Below are 22,213 nucleotides of genomic sequence, written 5' to 3'. Positions count from 1 at the left end.
TCGGTTCCAGGTACGGGCCGGCTCAGCCGCGGTTCTTGACGCGGTTGCGCTCCTTGGCCCTGGTGTTCACGTCCAGGATGACCTTGCGGATCCGGACCACCTCGGGCGCGACCTCCACGCACTCGTCGGCGGCGCAGAACTCCAGCGCCTCCTCCAGCCCCAGCTTGCGCGGGCGGGCCAGGCGCTCCAGCTCGTCACCGGTGGAGGAGCGCATGTTGGTGAGCTTCTTCTCCTTGGTGATGTTGATGTCGAGGTCCTCCGCGCGCGGGTTCTCCCCGACCACCATGCCCTCGTAGACCTCGGCGCCCGGCTCCACGAAGAAGGTGCCGCGGTCGGCCAGCTGGATCATCGCGTAGGCGGTGATCGGCCCGGACCGGTCGGCGACCAGCGAACCGCTGTGCCGGGTGCGGATCTCGCCCGCCCACGGCTGGTAGCCCTCGAACACGTGGTTGGCGATGCCGGTGCCGCGGGTCTCGGTGAGGAAGTCGGTGCGGAAGCCGATCAGGCCGCGGGCGGGCAGCACGTAGTCGAGCTTGATCCGGCCGGAGCCGTGCCCGCCCATGTGCTCCATCTTGCCCTTGCGCGCGGCCAGCAGCTGCGTGATCGAGCCGAGGTACTCCTCCGGCGCGTCGATCGAGAGCCGCTCGAACGGCTCGTGCAGCTTGCCGTCGATGGTCCTGGTGACCACCTGCGGCTTGCCGACGGTCAGCTCGAAGCCCTCGCGGCGCATCTGCTCGACCAGGATGGCCAGCGCCAGCTCACCGCGGCCCTGGACCTCCCAGGTGTCCGGGCGCTCGGTGGGCAGCACGCGGATGCTGACGTTACCGATCAGCTCCTGGTCCAGCCGGGCCTTCACCAGCCGCGCGGTGACCTTGTCGCCGCCGTTGCGCCCGGCCAGCGGCGAGGTGTTCACGCCGATGGTCATCGAGATGGCCGGCTCGTCCACGGTGATCCGGGGCAGCGCCTCCGGGTTGTCCACGTCGGCCAGGGTGTCGCCGATGGTGATGTCCGGGATGCCCGCGATGGCGACCAGCTCACCGGCACTGGCCTCGGTGGCCGGGACGCGGGTGAGGGCCTCGGTGACCAGCAGCTCGGAGATGCGCACGGACTGCACCGAGCCGTCCTCGCGCAGCCAGGCCACGGTTTGGCCCTTGCGCAGCTTGCCCGAGTGGATGCGGATCAGCGCGATGCGGCCGAGGAAGTTCGACGCGTCGAGGTTGGTGACCAGCGCGCGCAGCGGGCCGTCCGGGTCGGCGACCGGGGCGGGCACGTGGCGCAGCAGGGTCTCGAACAGCGGGTCCAGGTTCTCGCTCTCGGGCTGGCCGCCGTCGGCGGGCTGCTCCAGGCTGGCCTTGCCGGCGCGGGCCGAGGCGTAGACGACCGGCAGGTCGAGCACCGCGTCGAGATCGGCGTCCTCGATGTCGCCCGCCAGGTCGAGCAGCAGGTCGTGGGTCTCGTCGACCACCTCGGCGATGCGCGCGTCCGGGCGGTCCACCTTGTTGACCACCAGGATCACCGGCAGGCCGGCTTCGAGCGTCTTGCGCAGCACGAACCGCGTCTGCGGCAGCGGGCCCTCGCTGGCGTCGACCAGCAGCACCACCCCGTCGACCATGGCCAGGCCGCGCTCGACCTCACCGCCGAAGTCGGCGTGACCAGGGGTGTCGATGACGTTGATGGTCACCGGCCCGTCCTCGGTCTGCCGCCGGATCGAGGTGTTCTTGGCGAGAATGGTGATGCCCTTCTCGCGTTCCAGCTCGCCGGAGTCCATCACGCGGTCGACCATCTCGGCCCGTTCGGCGAACGCGCCGGACTGACGGAGCATGGCGTCGACCAGGGTGGTCTTGCCGTGGTCCACGTGTGCGACGATGGCGACGTTGCGCAGGTCGGGCCGGGTGCGACCGGACGTCTCGCGGTCGGCTCCGGCGGCGATGACACTGGCTGCGGGCACGCTCGAGCTCCTGATACTTCGGATTTGGGGTGGCCGACCGCGGATACCCGTGTTGGAATCGAATCCAAGGCACGCGAAGAGCGGCGCTGGTCATACGCGATCACGAACAGGATACCTGCCGCGTCCCTGTGACCAGGCCCACGCCCCAAGATCGGTTAGCCTCACCTAACCTGAGGAGCTGGAACCAGCCCGGTAGGAGTGTGTGTGGGCAAGAAGAAGCACGGCGACGATCCGCGGGCACTGGTGCGCAAGTGGATGAAGGCGGGCAAGGTCAAGAAGAAGTGCTGCCGCTCGAAATCCAGGTGCAAAAAATGCCCGGTGCTCGCGCTGAAGAAGGCGAAGGCGAAAACCGCGGCCTGATTCGCCGCTCAGGCACGCCTCAGTGCGCCAGTGCCTCGTTGATCCGGTTCAACTCGGATGCGGTCCTGGTGGCGGAGAATTCGATCACTTCGTAGGTCGCCAGGTGCCGCAGCGCGAACGGGTCGGTGGCCAGGATGGCGTCGAGCTTCCCGCGCGGCATGGGGCGCGCGATGATCACGCCGCCGATGCGGGGATTCCGCCTGCCCGAGGCCAGAAAATGGTGTTGTTCGTACTGCCGGGTCAGCCATTCGGCGTGGTCGGCCAGCGCGTAGTCGATTTCTTCCAACGGTGCGGTGTAGTTGACCAGTACGACATACATCCGTTCAAGGTAACTCCGGCCCGGCGCGGTGAACCAGGTTCACCACCTGGTCGATGCCGGTCTGATCCCTTAGAGTGGTCGCTATGCGCAATTCGTCTCAGATGTGGTGGCCGCCGACGGCGGCCTGAGACTTGCGCGTGACAAACCGGCCGCCCGATCGGGTGGCCGTTGTTGTGTCGGTGTCCGGTTCGGGTGGCCCCTGACCGAAGGGACCCCTCCGTTGATCCGGCTCTCCGCCATCACCCCGTCCGGCCACGTCCACCTGGGCAACCACCTCGGCGCCATCCGCCGGTGGGCGACCGAGGGCGCGCCGGACGACCTGTACTTCATCTCCGACCTGCACGGCATGACCGGGGCGCACAATCCCGGCGTGCTGCGTGCCCTGGCCAGGGAGCAGCTCGCCGTGCTGATCGCCGCCGGGGTCGGCGAACAGACCGTTTTCGTGCAGTCCGATCTGGCCCGTGAGCTGGGCGCGCTGACCTGGGTGCTGGAGTGCACCTGCAGCTACGGCGAGGCCGCGCGGATGATCCAGTTCAAGGAGAAGAGCAAGGGCCAGGCGGGGGTGCGGCTGAGCCTGCTCACCTATCCCGCGCTGATGGCCGCGGACATCCTGCTGCAGGGCGCCGCGCAGGTGCCGGTCGGTGAGGACCAGCGGCAGCACGTGGAGCTGGCGCGGGTGCTCGCGCGGCGGTTCAACGCCACCTACGGCGAGGTGTTCACCGTGCCGGAGGCGGTGCTGCCGCCCGCCGCCGCGCGGGTGCGGGACCTGAGCGAGCCGACCAGGAAGATGTCGAAGTCGACGCGGGATTCGGCCGGGGTGCTCTTTGTGCTCGACGAGCCGGACGCGCTGCGGCGCAAGATCAAGCGCGCGGTGACCGATGCCGGTACCGAGGTGGTCTACGACCCGGCGGAGCGGCCGGGCCTGGCGAACCTGCTGGACATCCTGGCGGGCTGCCTCGGCGGGGATCCGGCCGCGCTGGCCTCGGAGTTCAGCTCGTACGGGGCGCTGAAGGAGGCGGTGACCGAAGCCGTGGTGGAGACGCTGGCCCCGATCCGGACGGCCGCCGTCGCGCTGCTCGACGACCCGGCCGAGCTGGACCGCATCCGGAAGGCGGGCGCCACCAGGGCCGCCGCCCGGGGCGAGCACCGGCTGCAGTCGGCCCTCCGCCTCATCGGCGCGGGCTGAAGGTGCCATGCGTGAAGGTGGCTTTTCCCGACGGGGTTTCCCAGTGCCGGGAAAGCCACCTTCACGGGCACTTTCAGAGCAGGGCCACCAGGTCCGGGATGAGCACCCGGTCCGCTGGAAGCCAGTCCAGGTCGGACAGCTCGTCGGCGCCCAGCCACCGCAGGTTCCGGTGTTCCACCGCCCGCGGCTCCGCCGCCGCGTCCAGCAGGGCCGCGTAGATCCGCAGCACGGAACCACCCGGCAACGGCACGTCCGGCCCGACCCGTTCCCCCACGCTGATCGCCACGTCCAGCTCCTCGACGCACTCCCGGCGCAGAGCGTCCACTTCGGACTCGTCCGGCTCGACCCGGCCGCCGGGCAGTTCCCACTTCCCGGCCGCGTCCGCCGGCCAGGCCCGCTGCTGCGCGAGCAGCTTCCCGTCCCGCACGATGGCGGCGCCCACAACCGTCTTCACAAGCGCGGCACGCTAGCCGACCGCCACCGCACCTCGAACCGCGCCCCGCCCTCCGGCGACTCCCCGACCTGCACCGAACCACCCCGGCGCCGGACCGCTTCGGCCACCATCGCCAGGCCGAGCCCGGTGCCGCCGGACGAGCGCGCCCGATCGTCCGAAACCCGGTAGAACCGGTCGAACACCCGATCCCGGTGCTCTGGCGCGATCCCTGGCCCGTCGTCGTCGACCACCAGCCGCACGCTCGACCGCGCCGCCAGCACCGACACCACGATCTGCCCGCGCGCGTACCGGGTGGCGTTGCGCAGCAGGTTGTTCAGCACCAACTCGACCTCGGCGTGTGACGCGTGCGCCCACGCCTCGCCGACCGCGCCGGTGATCCGGGTCTCCGGCGCGTCCGAGGGCATGCGCGCGACCGCGGCCCGCGCCTCGGTGACCAGTTCGACGGGCTCCGCGGGCGGCAGCTCCCCCGCGTCCGACCGCGCCAGCGCCAGCAGTCCGTCCAGCAACGCCGAGAGCCGCTCGGCCTCGGCCAGCACGTCGGCCAGCGTTTCCTGGGCGAGCTCCGGGTCCGGATTGGCGACCGCGACCTCGGCCTGCACCCGGATCGAGGCCACCGGCGACCGCAGTTCGTGCGCGGCGTCCCCGGTGAACCGGCGCAGCCGCTGCGCCGCCTCCTCCTGCCGCGCGAGCAGTTCGTTGAAGTCGGCGGCGAGCGCGCGCAGATCGTCCTGCGCGGTCGGCAGCGGCAGCCGCGCCCCGGCCGGCAGTGCCCGCACCGATCGGCGCATCCTGGTCACCGGGCCGAGTGCGGACCGCACGCCGAGCCAGGTCGCCATGGCCGCCACGAGCGCGCTCAGCAGGGCCACCCAGACCAGCCAGAACGCGCCGTCGGAGACCGCCTCGTGGAAACCGACGAGCCCGGTGCCGACCACCACCAGCCGCTGCGAACCGTCCGGCTCGGTGACCACCGAACCGAGCCACCGCCAGCGCGGCCCGTGGTCACCGCCTTCGTCGGTGCGCACGGGGAGGCCGGACTTCAGGTCGCGGATCTCCTTCGGCCCGAGACCGGGCGCGGGCGGCAGGCCGTCACGCGGCGTGCCCGCGATGTCGAGCACACGCACGGTCACCCCGGACAGCGGCGTGGCCGGGCGCCCGGCGGCGACCTCGGCGGTGGCCGGGGCCAGCGCCTGGCTCAGCTCGAAATCCACCGATCGGGTGAGCAGCGGGCCAAGGCCGCGACCGGCGATCAGCGCCAGTCCGGCCAGGCAGGCGAAGGTGACCGCGGCCGAGACGAGCGTGATCCGGAACCGCAGGCCGCGGCGACTCCACCAGTTCACCCCGGCGTCAGTACTTCATCCAGCTGCGGGTCCGAAGCCAGGTAGCCGTGCCCGCGCACGGTGCGCACCACCGCGCCGGCCCCGACCGCGTCCAGCTTCCGCCGCACGTATCCGACGTACACCTCGACGACATTACGGGTGGCCGCCTGCTCGTCGCCCCACACCGCGCGCAACAGCTCGTCCTTGGTCACCACCGTGCCCGCCCGGCCGACCAGCACCTCCAGCAGCGCGAACTCCCGCGGGCTCAGCGCCACCTGCTCGTCGCCCCACCTGACCTCACGCGAGGCGCGGTCTACCTGCAGCGACCCGATGCGCAGCGGTCCGCGCGCGCCGTCCGGTGCGGTCCGCCGCAGCACCGCGCGCACCTGCGCCACCAGCACCACGAACGAGAACGGCTTGACCAGGTAACCGTCGGCGCCCAGGTCCAGTCCGTCGGCCTGGTCCACCTCGCCGTCCTTGGCCGAGACCAGCAGCACCGGCGTCTGCACGCCCTGCGCCCGCAGCGCCTGAAGCACGCGGTAACCGGACAACCCGGGCAGCATGATGTCGAGCAGCACCACGTCGAAGGCACCGGTCTCGGCGAGCTTGAGCGCGCTCGGCCCGTCCGCGGCGGCGATCACTTCCATGCCCTCGGCCCGCAGCCCGCGCTGCAGCGCCTTCCGCACACCCGGTTCGTCGTCGACAACCAGCACCCGTGGTTTCACGATTCTCAGAATGCCCTGATTGTCGGCTTGCGCGCCGATCCTCTCAGTCAACTCTCAGCTACCCGGCGCATCTCAGGGCCATCTCAGCCTCGGGAGGGAAGCCTCGGTGACGGGAATCCTCCACACTGGCAGTCGAGACCACAGGGAGTTCACGCGATGCAACCCAGGAAGAAAGCACTCGTCGCCGCGGCCTCGGGGACCGCGATCGGCCTGGCCGGGCTGGCCTTCGTCGCCATGCCGGCCGGCGCCGGTGAGGCCCCGCCCGAGCTGCCCGCGGTCAGCGCCGAGGACCTGGTCCAGTCCGTGCTCACCGCGGACGCGCCGGCGCTGCGCGGCACGGTGACCGTCTCCGAACAGCTCGGCCTGCCCGCCGGACTGCCCGGCGTCGGCGCGCTCGACCTCGACGAGGCGCGGGTGTTCAACGACGGCAACGGCAAAACCAGGCTGGCGATCAAGCAGGGCGGCACGGAGAACACCGTCGTGCACGACGGCGCCACCGTCTGGTCCTACAACTCGGCGGACAACACCGCGACCAAGGTCACCCTGCCCGAAGGCGTGGAGAAGCACGAGGGCATCACCGAGAACGGGCAGCTGACCGACCCGACGGCGGTCGCGGGCCAGATGCTCCAGGCCGTGCGCGAGTTCAGCACGGTCACCGTCGACGGCACCGCCAGGGTCGCCGACCGCCCGGCCTACGAACTGGTGCTCACGCCGAAGCCGGACGAGCGGACGCTGCTGCGCGAGATCCGCGTGGCGGTCGACTCGGAGACCCGCCTGCCGCTGCGCCTGGAGGTGCTGACCAACGGCACCACCGAGCCGGCGCTGGAGGTCGGCTTCAGCGAGTTCGCCGTCGAGCAGCAGCCCGCCGACCTGTTCACCTTCACCCCGCCGGCCGGGGCCAAGGTCGAAGAGCTGGCGCCGGAGGCCAAGCCGCAGGACCAGGCCGAGGCCGGCAAGGTCAAGGACGCGATCGACCCGCAGGTCGTCGGCACCGGCTGGGACTCGGTCATCACCGGGCGCGTGCCCGCCGACGTGCTCGCGGGCGGTCAGCTGCCGTCCGAACTGCCGGAGGGCAAGGACGGCGGTGAGCCGGTGAACGTGCAGGCGCTGCTGGACCAGTTCACCAAGCCGGTCAGCGGGCCGTTCGGCACCGGCCACGTGATCACCACCAAGGTGGGCACCGCGCTGCTGACCGACGACGGCCGGTTCGCCGCGGGCGCCGTGCCGGAGCAGGTGCTGATCGAAGCACTGGGAACCAAGTGACCACCACCTACCAGGGGGTAACCGAAGTGGCCGTTCCGGAAGGAGCGGCCACTTCGGCCGTCCCCCTGGCCGCGAAGACCAGAGGCCTGCGCAAGGTCTACCGCGGCACGGTCGCGGTGGACCAGGTCGATCTCGACGTGCCCGCCGGTGCCGTGCTCGGCATGCTCGGCCCGAACGGCTCCGGCAAGACCACCACCATCCGCATGCTGCTCGGCCTGGTCCGGCCCACCGAGGGTGAGGTGGAACTGCTCGGCGAGCGCATGCCGGACGGTGCCGGGCGGGCGCTGCCGGACGTCGGCGCGCTGGTCGAGGGACCGGGTTTCCACCCGTTCCTGTCCGGGCGGGAGAACCTGTTCCGGATGGCCGCCGCCGAGCCACGACTGTCCACAGGGGACATTCCGGGCGCGGTCGCCGCGGCGCTGGAGCGGGTCAACCTGACCGGCGCCGCGCACCGGCGGTACCGGGGCTACTCGCTGGGCATGAAGCAGCGGCTCGGCCTGGCCGCGGCGCTGCTGGTGCCACGCCGGATGGTGGTGCTGGACGAGCCGACGAACGGACTGGACCCGGCGGGCACCCGCGACATCCGCAAGATCATCGCCGAGCTGCACGCCGCGGGCACCACCGTGGTGGTCTCCTCGCACCTGCTCGCCGAGGTCGAGGCGACCTGCACGCACGTGGCCGTGCTGCACGCGGGCACCGTGGTCGCCCAGGGCGAGCTGGCGGAGCTGCTGGAGTCCGGGTCGCCGAACCTGCTGGTGTCCACTCCGGACACCGAGCTGGCGATGGAGGTGCTGCGGGAGAACCGGATGCCGAGCAAGCTCACCCCGGAGGGGGTCCGGGTCGAGCTGAGCACCACCACGCCGCCGCAGGTGCTGGAAACACTGGTCAAGGCCGGGGTCGGGGTGTACGAGGCCCGCCGCGCCCGCACCGGGCTGGAGGACCTGTTCGCCCGGTTGACCCAGGACGACCCGATCGAAGAGGACCGCTCATGACCGCCATCGCGGCCCTGCCGCACACCACGCCCGCGCCGGCGATCGGCGTGCCGCGCCTGCTGCGCGCGGAACTGCGCTGGATCTTCCGCCGTCCGCGCACCCTGGCGGTGCTCGGCCTGCTCGCCGCGCTGCCCGCGGTCATCGGCATCGGTCTGACCTTTGTGGACGGTCCGCCGAGCGGTGGCTCGGACGGGCCCAACAACGGCGGCGACTCACTGCTGGTCGCCGCCGCGGGCAACGCGCTGGTGCTGCCGATCGCCGCGCTGACCATGGGTCTCGGCCTGCTGCTGCCGCTGGCCGCGGCGATGTCCAGTGCCGACGCGCTGGCCGGTGAGTCCGCGCACGGCACGCTGCGCAGCTGGCTGCTGGCGCCGGTGAGCCGGGGCAGGCTGCTCGCGGTCAAGGCGCTCGGCGTCGGCACGATCGTGCTGGTCGCGACCACCTCGATGGCGGTGGTCGGGGTGACCACCGGGCTGATCCTGAACGGGCCGGACGCGGTGTTCACGCTGTCGGGCACCACCCCCGGTTTCGGCGCGGTGCTTGGCAAGATCGGCATCGCGGTGCTGTGGGTGACGCTGCAGGTGTGGGCGATCGCCGCGGTGGCGCTGGCGATCTCGGCCTGCACCGAGCACCCGATGCTGGTGGTGGCTTCGGTGCTGGGCGGGGTGATCGTTTCCTCGGTGCTGCAGCTGCTCGACTCGCTTTCGTGGCTGCACCCGTTCCTGCTCAACTCGTCGTGGGAGGCACTGGCCGACGTGCTGCGGGATCCGGTGCCCGCTTCGGGCCTGCTCGAAGGCGCGATCCGGGCCGGGTGCTACGTCGCGATCGGACTGTCGCTGGCGTACGCGCGCATGGTCACGAGGGACGGCTGAGCAGCGCGATTCCGTCCGGATCGAGCCTGAGCCGGACGGAATCGCCTTCGCCCAGCTCGGCGGGCACCGGTGCCGCAGCGTCCACTGTGGACCCGTCGTCGAGGCGGACCTTCAGCCGGACGTGGTCACGCCGGTACACCTGCGAGACGACCTCACCCCGTACACCGTGCTCTGCCACCCGGAGCGCGGTCGGCCGCAGTCCCAATCGGACCGGTCCTCCCACGTCCGCGTCGACTTCACCGAGATTCGAACGGACAACGCCGTTCTTGCCGATTGCGTCCACAAAGGACGTCACGCCGAGGAAGCGCGCCACGCGCTCGTCGACCGGGTGCCGCCACACCTCCCGCACCGGCCCCACCTGGCGGATCCGCCCACCCTCCAGCACGGCGACCCGGTCGGCCAGGGTGAACGCCTCCTCCTGGTCGTGGGTCACCAGCAGGGCGCTGACCCCGGCGCGGCGGAGCAGCGTGGCCAGGTCGATGGCCAGCTGCTCGCGGAGTTCGGCGTCCAATCCGGACAGTGGTTCGTCCAGTAACAGCAACCGCGGACGCGGCGCCAGTGCCCTGGCCAGTGCCACCCGCTGCGCCTCACCGCCGGACAGCTCGGTCACCCGTCGGCGTTCGTAACCCTTGAGCCCCACCAGTTCCAGCAGCTCGGTCACCCTGGTGGCCTGCTCGGTCTTCGGCACGCGGTGCATGCGCAGGCCGAACGCGATGTTGCCGGCCACGTCGCGGTGCGGGAACAGCTGCCCGTCCTGGAAAACCAGGCCGAACTCCCGGCGGTGCACCGGCAGCCCGTCGAGATCGGTGCCGTTCCAGCACACCCGGCCGCCGGCGAGCGGCTCCAGTCCGGTGATCGCACGGAGCAAAGTGGACTTCCCGGAGCCGGAAGGTCCCAGCAGCGCCAGCACTTCCCCGTCGGCGATCTCGAGCGAGGCCTGGTCGACGGCGGTCACCGGGCCGTAGCGAACGGTCAGCTGCTCGGCTGTCAGTGGCATCAGAACTCCCCGGTTGACGGCTTGAGCCGGTCGATCACCGTCACCACCGCGGCGGTGACCACCATGAGCAGCACGCAGGCCGCGTACGCCATCTGGCTGTTCAGCTCGCCCGGCCGCGAGATCAGCGCCGCGATCGCCACCGGCAACGTCGGTTCGCCGGGTCGTGCGAGAAAGCTCGTCGCGCCGAATTCACCGAGCGCGATCACGTACCCGAATCCGGCCGCGGCCACCAAGGACCGCGCGGCCAACGGAAAGTCGATCTCCCGCCAGACGCGGACCGGTCCGGCGCCGAGCGTGGCGGCGGCCTGGCGCAGCCGCTCGTCGACCGAGCGCAGCACCGGCAGCACCATGCGCACGATCATCGGGATGATCACCAGCGCCTGGGCGAACGGCACCAGCAGCGGCGACGTGCGCAGGTCGCCGGGCAGGTCGTCGAGCGTGACCAGGTAACCGAAACCGACCGTCACCGCCGAGACCCCGAGCGGCAGCATGAGCGCGGCGTCCATGGTCTCGCCCGCTCCCCTGGCCAGCCTGCCGGGCGCGCGCCGCAGCGACACGAGCACCACCGAGGCCGGCACGCCGACGCACATCGCCAGCACGGTCGCGTCCGTGGCCGTCCGCAGTGACCGCAGCGCGGCGTCCCAACCGGACACCGGCAACGCGCCGCCGGTGGTGGCGAGCCCTTCGAACCCGGCGACGCTGGACTTCATCAGCAGCGCCACGATCGGCGTGAGCAGCAGGCCCAGCACCACCACCGCGGCGGCCACCACCCACCACTCGCGTCCTTCCGGCCGCCGCACCGCCTCCGCGGCCGAGCGCAGGCGCAGGGCGGTCTCCCGGCGCCGCCGCGCGAGCGCGCCGAGCACCAGCGCGGCGACCACCGCGAGCAACTGCACCAGCGACAGCGCCGCCGCGCCGGACAGGTCGAGCAGGTTCACCGTGCGCAGGTAGATCTCGGTTTCCAGGGTGCGGAACCGGCCGCCACCGAGAATGAGCACCACGCCGAAACTGGTGGAGCAGAACAGGAACACCACCGCTGACGCGGAGAAGATCGCCGGGGTCAGCCGCGGCAGGGTCACCGAGCGGAACGCCTGCCACGAAGACGCGCCGAGGGCTCGCGCGGCCTCCTCGGCGCGACGGTCCAAATGGGACCAGAGCCCGCCGACCGTGCGGGCCACCACCGCCACGTTGAAGAAGGCGTTGGCCAGCACGATCGAGAACACCCCGCCGTCCGGCCACAGCGCGCGGAAGGCCAGTCCGACCACCACCGTCGGCAGCACGAACGGCACCAGCACGATGGTCCGGACCAGTGCGATACCCGGCAGCTTCACCCTGGCCAGGACAAACGCGATCGGCAGCCCGGCGAGCACGGACAGCACGGTCGACACGGCCGCCTGCCAGACGGTGAACCCGGCCAGCTGCCAGGTCGACGCCCTGGTCAGCACCTCCGCCACGCCACCGTCGCCGAAGCCGAGCCCGATGATCGCGGCGACCGGCCACGCGAAGAAGACGACCAGGAAGCCGACCGGCAGGAGGGCTACGAGTGCTATCCCTCGATGAGTCCGCGCCACTGCTCGATCCACTGCTCCCGGTTCGCCTGGATCTCCTCACCCGGCAGCGAAGCGGGCTTCGGCGGCTGCGGAGCCGCCTGCGTCCAGCTCGCGGGAAGTTCGACGCCCTCGCGCGAGGGGTAGACGTACATGTTCTCCGCGACCGTGCTCTGGAACTGCTGGGAGAGCAGGAAGTCCACCACGCGGCCCGCCTTGTCGGCCTGCTTGCCGCCCGCCAGCAGACCGGCGTACTCGACCTGGCGGTAGCAGGTGTCCAGCAGCGCCTTGGTGCGCGGCTTGCCGTCCTCGCCGAGTTCGGCGGCCGGGGACGAGGCGTAGGAGACGACAAGCGGGCGCGGGCCCTTGCCGGAGGAACCGGAGAACTCCTGGTTGTAGGCGACCTCCCAGCTGCTGACCGCCTTGACGCCGTTGGTCTTGAGCTTGCCCCAGTACTCGGACCAGCCCTGCGGGCCGTACTTGGCGACCGTGCCGAGCAGGAAGGCGAGGCCGGGCGAACTGGTCGCCGGGTTCGCCACCACCAGCAGGTCCTTGTACTGCGGGTCGGCGAGGTCGTCGAAGGTCTTCGGCTCGGGCAGGCCCTTCTCGGCGAACCAGGCGGTGTCGATGTTCACGCACACATCGCCGACGTCGACCGCGGAGAGCCGGTGCTCGGGGTCGATGGCGTAGCGCTGCGGGCCGCGGTCGGCCTCCGGGCTGGTGTACGGCTCGAACACGCCCTCGCTGAGCGCGCGGGTGGCGAAGGTGGAGTCGACGCCGAAGGCCACGTCGGCGATCGGACTGGCCTTGGTCAGCACCAGCTTGTTGGTCAGCGCGCCGGCGTCGCCCTCCTTGAGCACCTCGATGCGGATGCCGGACTGCTGCTGGAACGCGTCGAGGATCTCCTGCGGCGCGGCGAACGAGTCGTGGGTGACCAGTTTGATGGTGGTCACGTCGTCGGCCGGCTCCTCCGAACCGGACAGCGTGCAACCGGCGAGCAGCACCCCAGCCGCGCACAACGCGGTCACCGCTCGGACGGTGCGTGTCATGAGCCCCTCCTTGCTCGGGATCATCGGCGGCAGGCGGGGGCGGACCTCCCTACGCCGGCGTGATCCGGGTCAGGTGCGAACGGTCGCGGGCGAGCGCCCGCCTCTCAGCCCGGCGCACCGGACTCCCGTGGCGAAGGTGCAGCGTACCTGCCGGGGTACCACCATGGGGTCATGGCGGAACTATTGAGTGATCAAGAACTGACCGAAGCACTCTCCCACCTGCCGCGGTGGCAGCGCGCGGGGGACACCATCGAGACGACCGCCGAGCTACCGAGCTTCCCGGCGGCGATCGCCGTGGTGAACCGGGTGGCCGAGATCGCGGAGAGCGTCGGCCACCACCCGGACATCGACATCCGGTGGCGGAAGCTGACGTTCCGGCTTTCGACCCACTCGGAAGGCGGATTGACCGCGAAGGACACGGGGCTGGCGGCCCAGATCGACGAGGTCCTGGACGTGAGTTCAGCCACACCCTCGTAACGAACGGCCTGTTCAGAGCGCTGTTCCGGGCGACGCAGACACTTCGTTATTAGGACGCGCCCATGAACAACGTCGCCCCCGCCCTCACCGCCGCCCAGCGCGCCTGGGTCACCGTCTTCGCGACGGCGGTCACCCTGCTCGCCGTCCTCGGCCTCGGCATCGCCGGCTGACCCGTTTCGTTGGGCGCGGGGCGTCCCCGTGCCCAACGAAGTCACGCCTCCAACTCGCCGGGAAGCGGCCCCAACCGCAGGCGGCGCACCTCGGCGAAGTAGGCGTTCGTCGACGGCAGGTACAGCAGGACGATTCCGACCACAGTGAAGATCGCGGCCAGTCCGCTGAGCACCAGGCTGGCGATCCCCGCGCCCGTCCACTCCACCACGCCGCCGACCCGCGCGGCCCAGTCGGACTGGTCGGCGTACTCGACCAACGCCGAGACCCCGGCGAGCAGCAGCATCACCCCGATGCACGCCGCTGTCAGCGTGAGCAACACCCGCGCCGAGCCGCGGCCCGCGCGGACGAAGGTGCAGAGCACCAGCTGCACTATCGCCGTGATCAACCCGGCGATCACAGCCGTCCCGGAACCGCCGGACTCGCTTCGCTCGATCTCCGTCGGATCGGCCGGCCCCGCGAACACCCCGAGCACCACCACGACGATGCAGGCCACCGCCACCACGGACAGGCAAACCGTCGCCCACCTCAAGGTTTTCGGCACGCTGATCCCACCCCCCAAGGCACCCGATCCCGAGGAAGTCTAGCGGCAGTTCATGCATCAGCCCGGAAGTCGACCGCGCTGCCCGACTGCGCGCTTCGATCGTTCAGTTCGACTCGTCCGCCAGCGCCCAGACCGGCTTCAACGGGACATCGCGCCGGATTTCCGAGGGCAGGTCCGCATAGGTCCTGATGAGCTCGTCGAGCACGTCCTGCGCATCCCAGATCTTGACGGAGAACCGGTGCGTGGACAGGTAGCGCTTGGCCTCCTTGGTGATGCCACCCCAGGCAACCAGCAAGCCGTGATCCGCGCCGAACGTGGACAGCGCTCCCTGTAGCTGCTGCACGATAGGCAAGCCAACCGCCGCAGCATCGGACTTCACCTGGACGACAATCCTTGGCGAGTCGAGCCCCAGCAGGCCGGTTCCCGCGACGATGTCAACGCCTTGATCGGTACCGACCGGTGAAACGTCACAGGCGAAGCCACCGGTTTCGAGCAGCGCGGCTACCAAGTCGGCCATGCGGTGCCCGGCAAACCGTTCGATGATCCTGCTGATGATTCGATCTCGGGTGTAGGTCTCGACGTCGATCTCGCTCTGCGCCACATCGGAAGCGTCATCGACGATGGGGTCGGTTCTCTTCGAGGTGCGAGCCGCTTCGCCTCTCGCACCCGGGTCGGGCTTACCCCCCATCAACTGATGGAGGCGCCACGCACCGTCATTGCGCGAGATCTCGCAGATTGTGGAGAAAGCACCCAGCGAGTAGAGAAGGTCCTGCCTGGCCAACGTGCGAGCTACTTCCGTCGCTCGCCAATCGACGTTCCGGACGTGGCGGTTCTCGATGTTCGCTTCGTCAGTCAGATAGCGATAGTCGCTCTTGATCACTCCGATTGCCAGCATCGAAGTGCTCTTCAACGGCATGACGACCAAGTCGCCTACCTCGATTCGAGAGCGAAGTGCCCATAGCTGGGCGGCAAAATTCTTGGCCGCTCCGTCCTTTACGCCGGCAATGCCATCGACGACTGCTTTCAGGACCGCTTCTCTGGTTCCAGCCGCCGACAGATCCCCGACCTCACCGAAGCCGCCACCAGTGACTCCTCGGGTAAGCGCCCAGTTCTCACGCTCTCCGACGCGACCGGATCGCACCAACCACGCTCGCATGCCACTCCCTCGCGTTCCGCGATCACCGCCGGACGGAGTGTATCGGCGCGCTCAGACGTTGAAGCGGAACTCGACCACGTCGCCGTCGGCCATGATGTAGTCCTTGCCTTCCATGCGCACCTTGCCCGCCGAGCGGGCCGCGGCCATGGAGCCGGCGGAGATCAGGTCGTCGTAGGACACGACCTCCGCCTTGATGAAGCCCCGTTCGAAGTCGGTGTGGATGACGCCGGCGGCCTGCGGTGCGGTGGCACCCTTCGCGACCGTCCAGGCGCGCGCCTCCTTCGGCCCCGCCGTCAGGTACGTCTGCAACCCCAGCGTGTGGAACCCGGCACGAGCCAGCGCGTGCAGGCCCGGCTCCTCCTGGCCGACCGACTCCAGCAGCTCCCGCACCGACTCCTCGTCGTCGAGCTCCAGCAGCTCCGCCTCGACCTTGGCGTCCAGGAACACCGCGTCCGCCGGGGCGACCAGCTTGGTCAGCTCCTCCCGCCGCGCCTGATCGGTCAGCACGCCCTCGTCCGCGTTGAACACGTACAGGAACGGCTTCGTGGTCAGCAGGCTCAGCTCCCGCAGCAGCGAGCCGTCGACCTCCTTCTGCGCGGAGAACAACGTCCGCCCGGCGTCCAGGATCTCCTTCGCCTGCTGCGCGGCCTCCAGCTGCGGCCGGTTCTCCTTCTTCGTCCGCGCTTCCTTCTCCAGCCGCGGCAGCGCCTTCTCCAGGGTCTGCAGGTCGGCGAGGATCAGCTCGGTGTTGATCGTCTCGATGTCGGACAGCGGGTCGACCTTGCCGTCCACGTGCACCACGTCGGGATCGTCGAAGACCCGGATGACCTGGCAGATCGCGTTCGCCTCGCGGATGTTGGCCAGGAACTTGTTGCCCAGCCCCGCGCCCTCCGACGCGCCCTTCACGATGCCCGCGATGTCGACGAAGGAGACCACGGCCGGCACCGTCTTCGCCGAACCGAACACCTCGGCCAGCTTGTCCAGCCGCGGATCGGGCAGCGGGACCACGCCGACGTTGGGCTCGATCGTGGCGAACGGGTAGTTCGCGGCGAGCACGTCGTTGCGGGTCAGCGCGTTGAACAGGGTGGACTTGCCGACGTTGGGCAGGCCGACGATGCCGAGGGTCAGACTCACGGGCTGGCAGTCTACGTGCCGCCCCCGAACCGGCGGACGGCGGACGTGACGTCGGATTTCCGCCAGTCGGGACCGCCACCCGGTGGCACCATCGAGCCATGACCATCGCCATGGCCGCACCGGCCCCCGTGAGCCTCTGGCGGGACACCGAGCGCTGCTACCGCGCGGTGGCCTCCCGCGACTCCCGGTTCGACGGCCAGTTCATCATGGCCGTGCGCACCACCGGCATCTACTGCCGCCCGTCCTGCCCGGCGAACACGCCGAAACCGCAGAACGTGCGCTTCTACCCGACCTCGGCCGCCGCCCAGTCCGGTGGTTACCGCGCCTGCCGCCGCTGCCTGCCCGACGCCGTGCCCGGCTCCCCCGAGTGGAACGTGCGCGCCGACCTCGCCGCCCGCGCGATGCGGCTGATCGCCGACGGCATCGTCGAGCGCGAGGGCGTGCCCGGGCTGGCCGGCCGCCTCGGCTACTCGGAACGCCAGCTCGGCCGCGTGCTCACCACCGAACTCGGCGCCGGTCCGCTGGCGCTCGCCCGCGCCCACCGCGCGCACGCCGCCCGCCTGCTGATCGAGATGTCCTCGCTGCCGCTGACCGACGTCGCCTTCGCGGCCGGGTTCGCCAGCGTCCGCCAGTTCAACGACACCATTCGCGAGGTGTTCGCGGCCACGCCGTCCCAGCTCAGGGCCGCTCGTCCACGTCAGGAGGCCGATCCGGCCGGCATGCGGCTGTCGCTGCGCCTGCCCTTCCGGCCGCCGTTCGACGCCGACGGCCTGCTCTCCTTCTTCGCCCAGCGCGCCGTTCCGCTGGTCGAGGAGACCGGCCCCGGCACCTACGCCCGCACGCTGCGCCTCCCCCACGGCCCCGGCATCGCCCGGCTCACCCCCGAGCCCGACCACGTCCGCTGCGACCTGAACCTCGTCGACGTCCGTGACCTCAGCAGCGCCGTCGCCCGCGTGCGCCGCCTGTTCGACCTCGACGCCGACCCGCAGGCCATTGCCGGAGTGCTCGCCACCGATCCGGCGCTGGCTCCCGTTTTCGACCCCGGCCTCCGCGTTCCCGGTGCGGCCGACGGGCACGAACTGGTCGTTCGCGCCATGCTCGGCCAGCAGATCTCCGTCGCCGCCGCGCGGACCGCCGCGGGCAGGCTCACCGCCGAACTCGGCGATCCGCTGCCCGACGCACTGCGCACCGGCGAGCTGACCAGGCTTTTCCCCACCGCGCAGGCCATCGCCGAGCACGGCCGCGACGTGCTGCGCGGGCCGCGCAAGCGGATCGAGGCCATCTGCGGGGTCGCCGCGTCGCTCGCGTCCGGTGCGGTGTCCGTCCACGTTGGACGGATCTGCGCGGAGCTGCGGGCGGACCTGCTCGCCCTGCCAGGGATCGGCCCGTGGACCGCGGACTACGTGCTGATGCGCGTGCTCGGCGCCCCGGACGTACTGCTCACCGGTGACGTCGCGTTGCGCAAGGGCGCCGTCGCACTGGGCCTTCCCGGCGACCCCGCCGCGTTGAGCGAGCGCGCTTTGCCTTGGCGCCCTTGGCGTTCCTACGCGGGCATGCACCTGTGGCGCGCGTCAGCCGGCGTGTAGCGCCAGCGTCGAGCCGGAGCGCGCCTTCCGCACCTTGAGCCGGGTCGGGATGCGCTGACGCAGTTCCTCCACATGCGACACCAGCCCGACCACGCGCCCACCGGCCCGCAGCTCGTCGAGCACGTTCATCACCACGTCCAGCGTTTCGGCATCGAGCGTGCCGAAGCCCTCGTCGATGAACAGCGTGTCCAGCAGCGCGCTGCCGGTCTGCGCGGCGACGACGTCCGCCAGGCCGAGTGCCAGCGCGAGCGACGCGAGGAAGGATTCCCCGCCGGACAGGGTTTTCGCCGGGCGGACCGTGCCGGAGAAGTCGTCGAGCACGTCCAGCCCGAGGCCACCGCGGGTGCCACGCGCGCCCGCCGCGTCCGAGTGCACGAAGGAATAGCGGCCCTGGCTCATCGTGCGCAGGCGGGCCGTCGCGGCCAGCGCGACCTCCTCCAGCCGCGCGGCCAGCACGTACGATCGCAGCGAGATCTTCCGTGCGTTCTGCCCGCGGCCGTTCACCACGTCGGTCAGCGCGTCCAGCTCGGCAACCTCTTCTTCCGCGGGCGCGAGCTTGCGCAACGCGGCGTCGAAGCGGGTGCCCAGCGCGGCGAGGTCCTCGGCGATGCGCGCGGCGGCCCGATGTGCGGCCACGGCCGACTCGACCTGCGCCGACGCCTGCTCCAGGGCCTCGCGCGCGGCATCGAGGTCCACGACCTCGTCACCGGTGATCCCGGCCAGTTCGGGCTCGGTGAGCGTGGACTGCGCGACCGCCGCCGCGCGGTCCGCCTCGACCAGAGCCTCGTCCAGCCGTGCGATGTAGGCCTCGTCGCGAACCGCGCCCAGCGCCTTCTTCACCGTCTTGAACTCCGCACGCCGCAACACTTCCGCGACGGTCTCGCGTTGCTCGGCGAGCCGTTCCTCGGCGACCACGACCGCCGCCCGGACCTCGGCCAGCTCCTCGATCGCCTTGACCCGCGCCAGCAACGCGGCCCGGCGCGCGGCCACGTCCTCGTACTCCTTGCGGGCTTCGTCGAGCCGCTGCGCGCGCTCGGCGACGGTCACCGCAAGCGCTTGCTGCTCGGCTTCCGCCTTCGCCGACTCGCGCTCGGCCGCGGCCCGCTGCTCGGTCAGCCGCTCGATCTCGGCGGCCAGCCCGCGCTGCTCCTGCTCCAGCCGTTCGCGGTGCTCGGCCAACTCGGCCAGCTCGGCCACGTTCGCCCTGACCTCGGTCAACTCCGTGGCGAGATCCTCCGCGGTGCGGCCGAGCAACGCTTCCCGCAACGCGCCGAGCCCGCTTTCGGCCTGGTGACGAGCTTCCAGAGCCTCCTGGCGCCGGGCATCCGCCGCGCGCTCTGCCTCGGCCGCGGTCCGTTCCTCGGCCTCGCCGACCTGCTGCTGCCCGGCGAGCGCGGGCGCGGGGTGCTCGGCGGAACCGCACACCGGGCACGGATCGCCGTCGGCCAGCTTCGCCGCCAGCTCGGCCGCCATTCCGCTGAGCCGCCGTTCCCGCAGGTCGAGCAGGTGCGCGCGGGCTTCCTGGTGCAGGTCGACGGCTTTCGCCTGCACCTCCGTCGCGGCACGCACGGCCTCTTCCGCGGCCGGGATCCGGTTGGCCGAGGCGACCGCGCGGGTCAGCTCGTCAGCACGGGCCTGCGCGCCGTCCAGCTTCGCGGCGGCCTGCGTCGCCGCCTCCACCCGTGACCGCAGTTCCTCCGAGCGGGCGGGCATGGTGGCGAGTTTGGCGCCCAGCGTTTTCGCCCGCTCGTTCGCCTGATCCGCCTGCACGGCGAGCCTGCCCAGGCGCTCCTTGTCCCGCCGCTGCTGCTCGCCCTCTTCGACGAGCCCGGACAACGCGCCCGCCTCTTCGCGCAGCGCACCGGCCTCCTGCCGCAGCTCAGGCACGGACGCCTTGGTGCGCGCAAGCGTTTGCGCCCGCTGCTTGGCGTTCTGCTGGACCTCGGTGAGGCGCTCCTTCAGCCGCTCTTCGGTGGCCACCGCCTCGGCCACCGGGATCGCCCGGCGCGCGGCGGCGATCTCGGCCGTCCAGCGACGGCGTTCGACCTCGCCTTCCTTCCAGGACGCCAGATTCGTCATCGCCACCCGCACGCGGCGGACCTGCTCGACGAACGTGCGGCCCTCCTGCAGGCGCTGGTCCGCGGCGTCCCACGCCTTGCGGGCCGCGGTCTCGGCGGCGAGCGCCCGCGCCACCTCGGCGTCGGCGCGCTCGCGCAACTCCACCGCCCAGGTGGAACTGACCTCCTCCGGCGCCTCGACCCCGGCCGCCTGCGACAGGCGCGCGACCCACTCCCGCACGGTCTGACGGCGGATCTCCAGGTCCCGCATGCGTTCGGTCCGCAAGTTCCGGAACCACGCCTCGACGTCCGAGAAGCGCTTGGTGCCGAAGAGGCGCTCCAGCAACTGCTCGCGCTCGGCGGTGTCCGCGCGGAGGAACCGGGCGAATTCGCCCTGCGGCAGCAACACCACCTGGAAGAACTGGTCCGCGCTCATCCCGAGCAGGCGCTGCACGGTGCGCGCGACCTCGTCGATCCTGGTCAGGCCGTCGGCGGGCTGCCCGGCCGGGGTCTCGCCGACCCACGAAAGCGAGCACTTCGCGCGCTGCTTGGTGGTGCCGTCGCCACTGCGCTTGGGGCGGTCGTACTCGGGACTGCGGACCAGCCGGAGCCGCTGCCCCTGCACGGTCACCTCGAGCACCACCTCGGTCACCTGCTCGGCCTCCGCGAGTTCGCAGCGCAGCTTCTTCGCTTCGTTGCGGGCACCGGGAACCACGCCGAACAACGCGAACGCGACGGCGTCGAGCAGGGTGGTCTTGCCGGCGCCGGTGTCGCCGTGCAGCAGGAAGAGGCCGTCGGCACCGAGCGCGTCGAAATCCACCACCTCGCGGCCCGCGAACGGGCCGAAGGCGGCGACTTCCAGCCGGTGCAGCCTCATAGTTCCGGGCCCACCGCCTCGAGCTTGCCCGCTTCCTCCAGCGCGCGGGTGAGCAGCGCCTGCTCGGACTCGTTGGGCGCGGCGCCGCGGCAGTCGGCCACGAAGGTGGACGCGATCTCCAGATCGGACCGGCCGCGGATCGCTTCCGAGTACTTGAGTTCTCCGGTGGCGCGACCGCCGTCCGGCTCCCATTCCAGGTGCACGGCGTGGGCGAACCTGGCGCGCAGCTTGCGCATCGCGTCGATCGGGCGGACCTCGTCGGTCAGCGTGATCGAGAGGTAGCAGTCCTCGAATTCGGTGTGGTCAGGCGATTGGAGCAGTTCTTCGAGCTTGCCGCGCAGCGTGGCGAGGCGGCGCGGCACGGGCAGGTCGTGCCGCGTGACCCCGGCGAGCCCGGCCGCGTCGAGCTCCACCAGCCACACCGATTTCCGTTGCTGAGCTTCGGAAAACGAGTATGCGAGCGGGCTGCCGGAGTAACGCAGGTGGTCGGCGAGGACCTGCGGGCCGTGCAGGTGGCCGAGCGCGACGTAGTCCACGCCGTCGAAAACCGAGCCGTCGACGTCCTCGACGCCGCCGACGGCGATGGTGCGTTCGGACTCGGTGGGCGCGGCACCGCTGACAAAAGCGTGCGCGAGCACGATGGACCGGGTTCCGTCAGGACGGGTGGCGAGGTCCTCGCGAATGCGCCGCATCGCTTCGGTGAGCACGCCGGTGTGCCCCTTCGCCTCCGGCACGCCGAGCGCGTGACGAGCCGGTTCCGGCTCCAGGTAAGGGATTCCGTAGCAGGCAATCGGGCCGTGGTCGTCCTCGAAGAGCACCGGCTCGTGCAGTTCCTCGATGGTGGTGCGCAGGTACAGCCCGCCCGCCGCGGCGAACCCGGCGAACGCGCCCAGCCGCGCGGCCGAATCGTGGTTGCCCGGCGTGATCACCACGCGGGCGCCGGCCTCGCGGATCTGCTCCAGGCCCCTGGTCGCGGCCCGCACGGCCTCGGCGGAGGGCACCGCGCGGTCGTACACGTCCCCGGCGACGAGCACGACGTCCACCGCCTCGGCCGAGACCAGCTCGGCGAGGTGGGTCAGCACGGCCTCCTGCTCGGCCAGCAGGTCGGTGCCGTGGAAGGTGCGCCCGACGTGCCAGTCCGACGTGTGCAGGACCTTCATGTTCATCAAGTTAGGCGCTGCCTCCG

Annotated in this window: 20 protein-coding genes and 1 riboswitch; of the genes, 7 read left to right on the top strand and 13 right to left on the bottom strand. The window is 71.1% G+C overall.

Features of this window, described 5'->3' with window-relative positions; genetic code table 11:
* Positions 1-22: 22 nt before the first annotated feature.
* Positions 23-1,948, bottom strand: coding sequence for a translational GTPase TypA (gene typA / locus YIM_RS05365; RefSeq protein WP_370468957.1), 1,926 nt, complete (start codon positions 1,946-1,948; stop codon positions 23-25).
* 204 nt (positions 1,949-2,152) lie between these two features.
* Here typA and YIM_RS48515 point away from each other — a divergent pair, with 204 nt between their 5' ends.
* Entirely contained in the window at positions 2,153-2,308 is a 156-nt protein-coding gene (locus tag YIM_RS48515; RefSeq protein ID WP_194240047.1) for a hypothetical protein, read from the top strand.
* Positions 2,309-2,327: 19 nt separating this feature from the next.
* Here YIM_RS48515 and YIM_RS05360 read toward each other — a convergent pair whose 3' ends face one another.
* Complete coding sequence (locus YIM_RS05360; RefSeq protein ID WP_153029271.1) at positions 2,328-2,627, bottom strand: YciI family protein; 300 nt, start codon at positions 2,625-2,627, stop codon at positions 2,328-2,330.
* Between the two features lie 220 nt (positions 2,628-2,847).
* Here YIM_RS05360 and trpS point away from each other — a divergent pair, with 220 nt between their 5' ends.
* Positions 2,848-3,813, top strand: a complete 966-nt coding sequence (gene trpS, locus YIM_RS05355; RefSeq protein WP_153029270.1) for a tryptophan--tRNA ligase — start codon at positions 2,848-2,850, stop codon at positions 3,811-3,813.
* A gap of 73 nt (positions 3,814-3,886) precedes the next feature.
* Here the strand turns inward: trpS and YIM_RS05350 are convergent, their stop codons facing one another.
* From YIM_RS05350 to YIM_RS05340, 3 genes are read right to left on the bottom strand one after another with little or no spacing between them, the layout of a single operon-like run.
* The gene (locus tag YIM_RS05350) at positions 3,887-4,267 is read right to left on the bottom strand and encodes a (deoxy)nucleoside triphosphate pyrophosphohydrolase (RefSeq protein WP_153029269.1); all 381 of its coding nucleotides are present in this window, start codon (positions 4,265-4,267) and stop codon (positions 3,887-3,889) included.
* Positions 4,264-5,604, bottom strand: a complete 1,341-nt coding sequence (locus YIM_RS05345; protein WP_153029268.1) for an ATP-binding protein — start codon at positions 5,602-5,604, stop codon at positions 4,264-4,266. Before YIM_RS05345 ends, YIM_RS05350 begins: the two co-directional genes overlap by 4 nt.
* Positions 5,601-6,308 carry a response regulator transcription factor gene (locus YIM_RS05340; RefSeq protein WP_370468956.1) on the bottom strand — a complete coding sequence of 236 codons (708 nt, stop codon included), beginning with the start codon at positions 6,306-6,308 and terminating at the stop codon, positions 5,601-5,603. The genes YIM_RS05345 and YIM_RS05340 overlap by 4 nt, the downstream gene beginning before the upstream one ends.
* A gap of 156 nt (positions 6,309-6,464) precedes the next feature.
* Here YIM_RS05340 and YIM_RS05335 point away from each other — a divergent pair, with 156 nt between their 5' ends.
* The 3 genes from YIM_RS05335 to YIM_RS05325 are packed head-to-tail and all read left to right on the top strand — an operon-like array spanning position 6,465 to position 9,435.
* Positions 6,465-7,571: a sigma-E factor regulatory protein RseB domain-containing protein gene (locus YIM_RS05335; RefSeq protein ID WP_153029267.1), complete on the top strand. Its 1,107-nt coding sequence runs from the start codon at positions 6,465-6,467 to the stop codon at positions 7,569-7,571.
* A 26-nt stretch (positions 7,572-7,597) separates the two neighbouring features.
* The gene (locus YIM_RS05330; RefSeq protein ID WP_370468955.1) at positions 7,598-8,563 is read left to right on the top strand and encodes an ABC transporter ATP-binding protein; all 966 of its coding nucleotides are present in this window, start codon (positions 7,598-7,600) and stop codon (positions 8,561-8,563) included.
* A complete protein-coding gene (locus tag YIM_RS05325; protein ID WP_153029265.1) occupies positions 8,560-9,435 on the top strand; it encodes an ABC transporter permease in 876 nt (291 codons plus the stop codon). Before YIM_RS05330 ends, YIM_RS05325 begins: the two co-directional genes overlap by 4 nt.
* On the opposite strand, the gene YIM_RS05320 is transcribed toward YIM_RS05325, so the two are convergent.
* From YIM_RS05320 to YIM_RS05310, 3 genes are read right to left on the bottom strand one after another with little or no spacing between them, the layout of a single operon-like run.
* Complete coding sequence (locus tag YIM_RS05320) at positions 9,419-10,432, bottom strand: ABC transporter ATP-binding protein (RefSeq protein ID WP_153029264.1); 1,014 nt, start codon at positions 10,430-10,432, stop codon at positions 9,419-9,421. The two genes, YIM_RS05325 and YIM_RS05320, sit on opposite strands and share 17 nt — an antisense overlap.
* A complete protein-coding gene (locus tag YIM_RS05315) occupies positions 10,432-12,003 on the bottom strand; it encodes an iron ABC transporter permease (RefSeq protein ID WP_153029263.1) in 1,572 nt (523 codons plus the stop codon). Before YIM_RS05315 ends, YIM_RS05320 begins: the two co-directional genes overlap by 1 nt.
* Positions 11,979-13,028, bottom strand: a complete 1,050-nt coding sequence (locus YIM_RS05310) for a thiamine ABC transporter substrate binding subunit (RefSeq protein ID WP_153029262.1) — start codon at positions 13,026-13,028, stop codon at positions 11,979-11,981. Before YIM_RS05310 ends, YIM_RS05315 begins: the two co-directional genes overlap by 25 nt.
* 44 nt (positions 13,029-13,072) lie before the next feature.
* Positions 13,073-13,159, bottom strand: a riboswitch (TPP riboswitch).
* 40 nt (positions 13,160-13,199) lie between these two features.
* Here YIM_RS05310 and YIM_RS05305 point away from each other — a divergent pair.
* Positions 13,200-13,505 (top strand): 4a-hydroxytetrahydrobiopterin dehydratase, encoded by a 306-nt coding sequence (locus YIM_RS05305; RefSeq protein WP_153029261.1) that lies wholly within the window; start codon positions 13,200-13,202, stop codon positions 13,503-13,505.
* A gap of 211 nt (positions 13,506-13,716) precedes the next feature.
* Here the strand turns inward: YIM_RS05305 and YIM_RS05300 are convergent, their stop codons facing one another.
* The 3 genes from YIM_RS05300 to ychF form a co-directional block, all read right to left on the bottom strand.
* Complete coding sequence (locus YIM_RS05300; protein WP_153029260.1) at positions 13,717-14,217, bottom strand: hypothetical protein; 501 nt, start codon at positions 14,215-14,217, stop codon at positions 13,717-13,719.
* 103 nt (positions 14,218-14,320) lie between these two features.
* Positions 14,321-15,373 (bottom strand): restriction endonuclease, encoded by a 1,053-nt coding sequence (locus tag YIM_RS05295; protein ID WP_153029259.1) that lies wholly within the window; start codon positions 15,371-15,373, stop codon positions 14,321-14,323.
* Positions 15,374-15,424: 51 nt separating this feature from the next.
* Complete coding sequence (gene ychF, locus YIM_RS05290; RefSeq protein WP_153029258.1) at positions 15,425-16,507, bottom strand: redox-regulated ATPase YchF; 1,083 nt, start codon at positions 16,505-16,507, stop codon at positions 15,425-15,427.
* 98 nt (positions 16,508-16,605) lie between these two features.
* Here ychF and YIM_RS05285 point away from each other — a divergent pair, with 98 nt between their 5' ends.
* Positions 16,606-18,093: a DNA-3-methyladenine glycosylase 2 gene (locus YIM_RS05285; protein ID WP_153029257.1), complete on the top strand. Its 1,488-nt coding sequence runs from the start codon at positions 16,606-16,608 to the stop codon at positions 18,091-18,093.
* On the opposite strand, the gene YIM_RS05280 is transcribed toward YIM_RS05285, so the two are convergent.
* Positions 18,079-21,027 carry an AAA family ATPase gene (locus YIM_RS05280; RefSeq protein ID WP_153029256.1) on the bottom strand — a complete coding sequence of 983 codons (2,949 nt, stop codon included), beginning with the start codon at positions 21,025-21,027 and terminating at the stop codon, positions 18,079-18,081. The two genes, YIM_RS05285 and YIM_RS05280, sit on opposite strands and share 15 nt — an antisense overlap.
* On the bottom strand, positions 21,024-22,187 hold the full coding sequence (locus tag YIM_RS05275; RefSeq protein WP_153029255.1) for an exonuclease SbcCD subunit D: 1,164 nt from the start codon (positions 22,185-22,187) through the stop codon (positions 21,024-21,026). The genes YIM_RS05280 and YIM_RS05275 overlap by 4 nt, the downstream gene beginning before the upstream one ends.
* Positions 22,188-22,213 lie beyond the last annotated feature (26 nt).

It is taken from the genome of Amycolatopsis sp. YIM 10, assembly GCF_009429145.1.
In the GTDB taxonomy this organism is placed as follows: domain Bacteria; phylum Actinomycetota; class Actinomycetes; order Mycobacteriales; family Pseudonocardiaceae; genus Amycolatopsis.
Note: the sequence above shows the minus strand (reverse complement) of the source record. Positions and strands in the feature narration are given on the sequence as shown.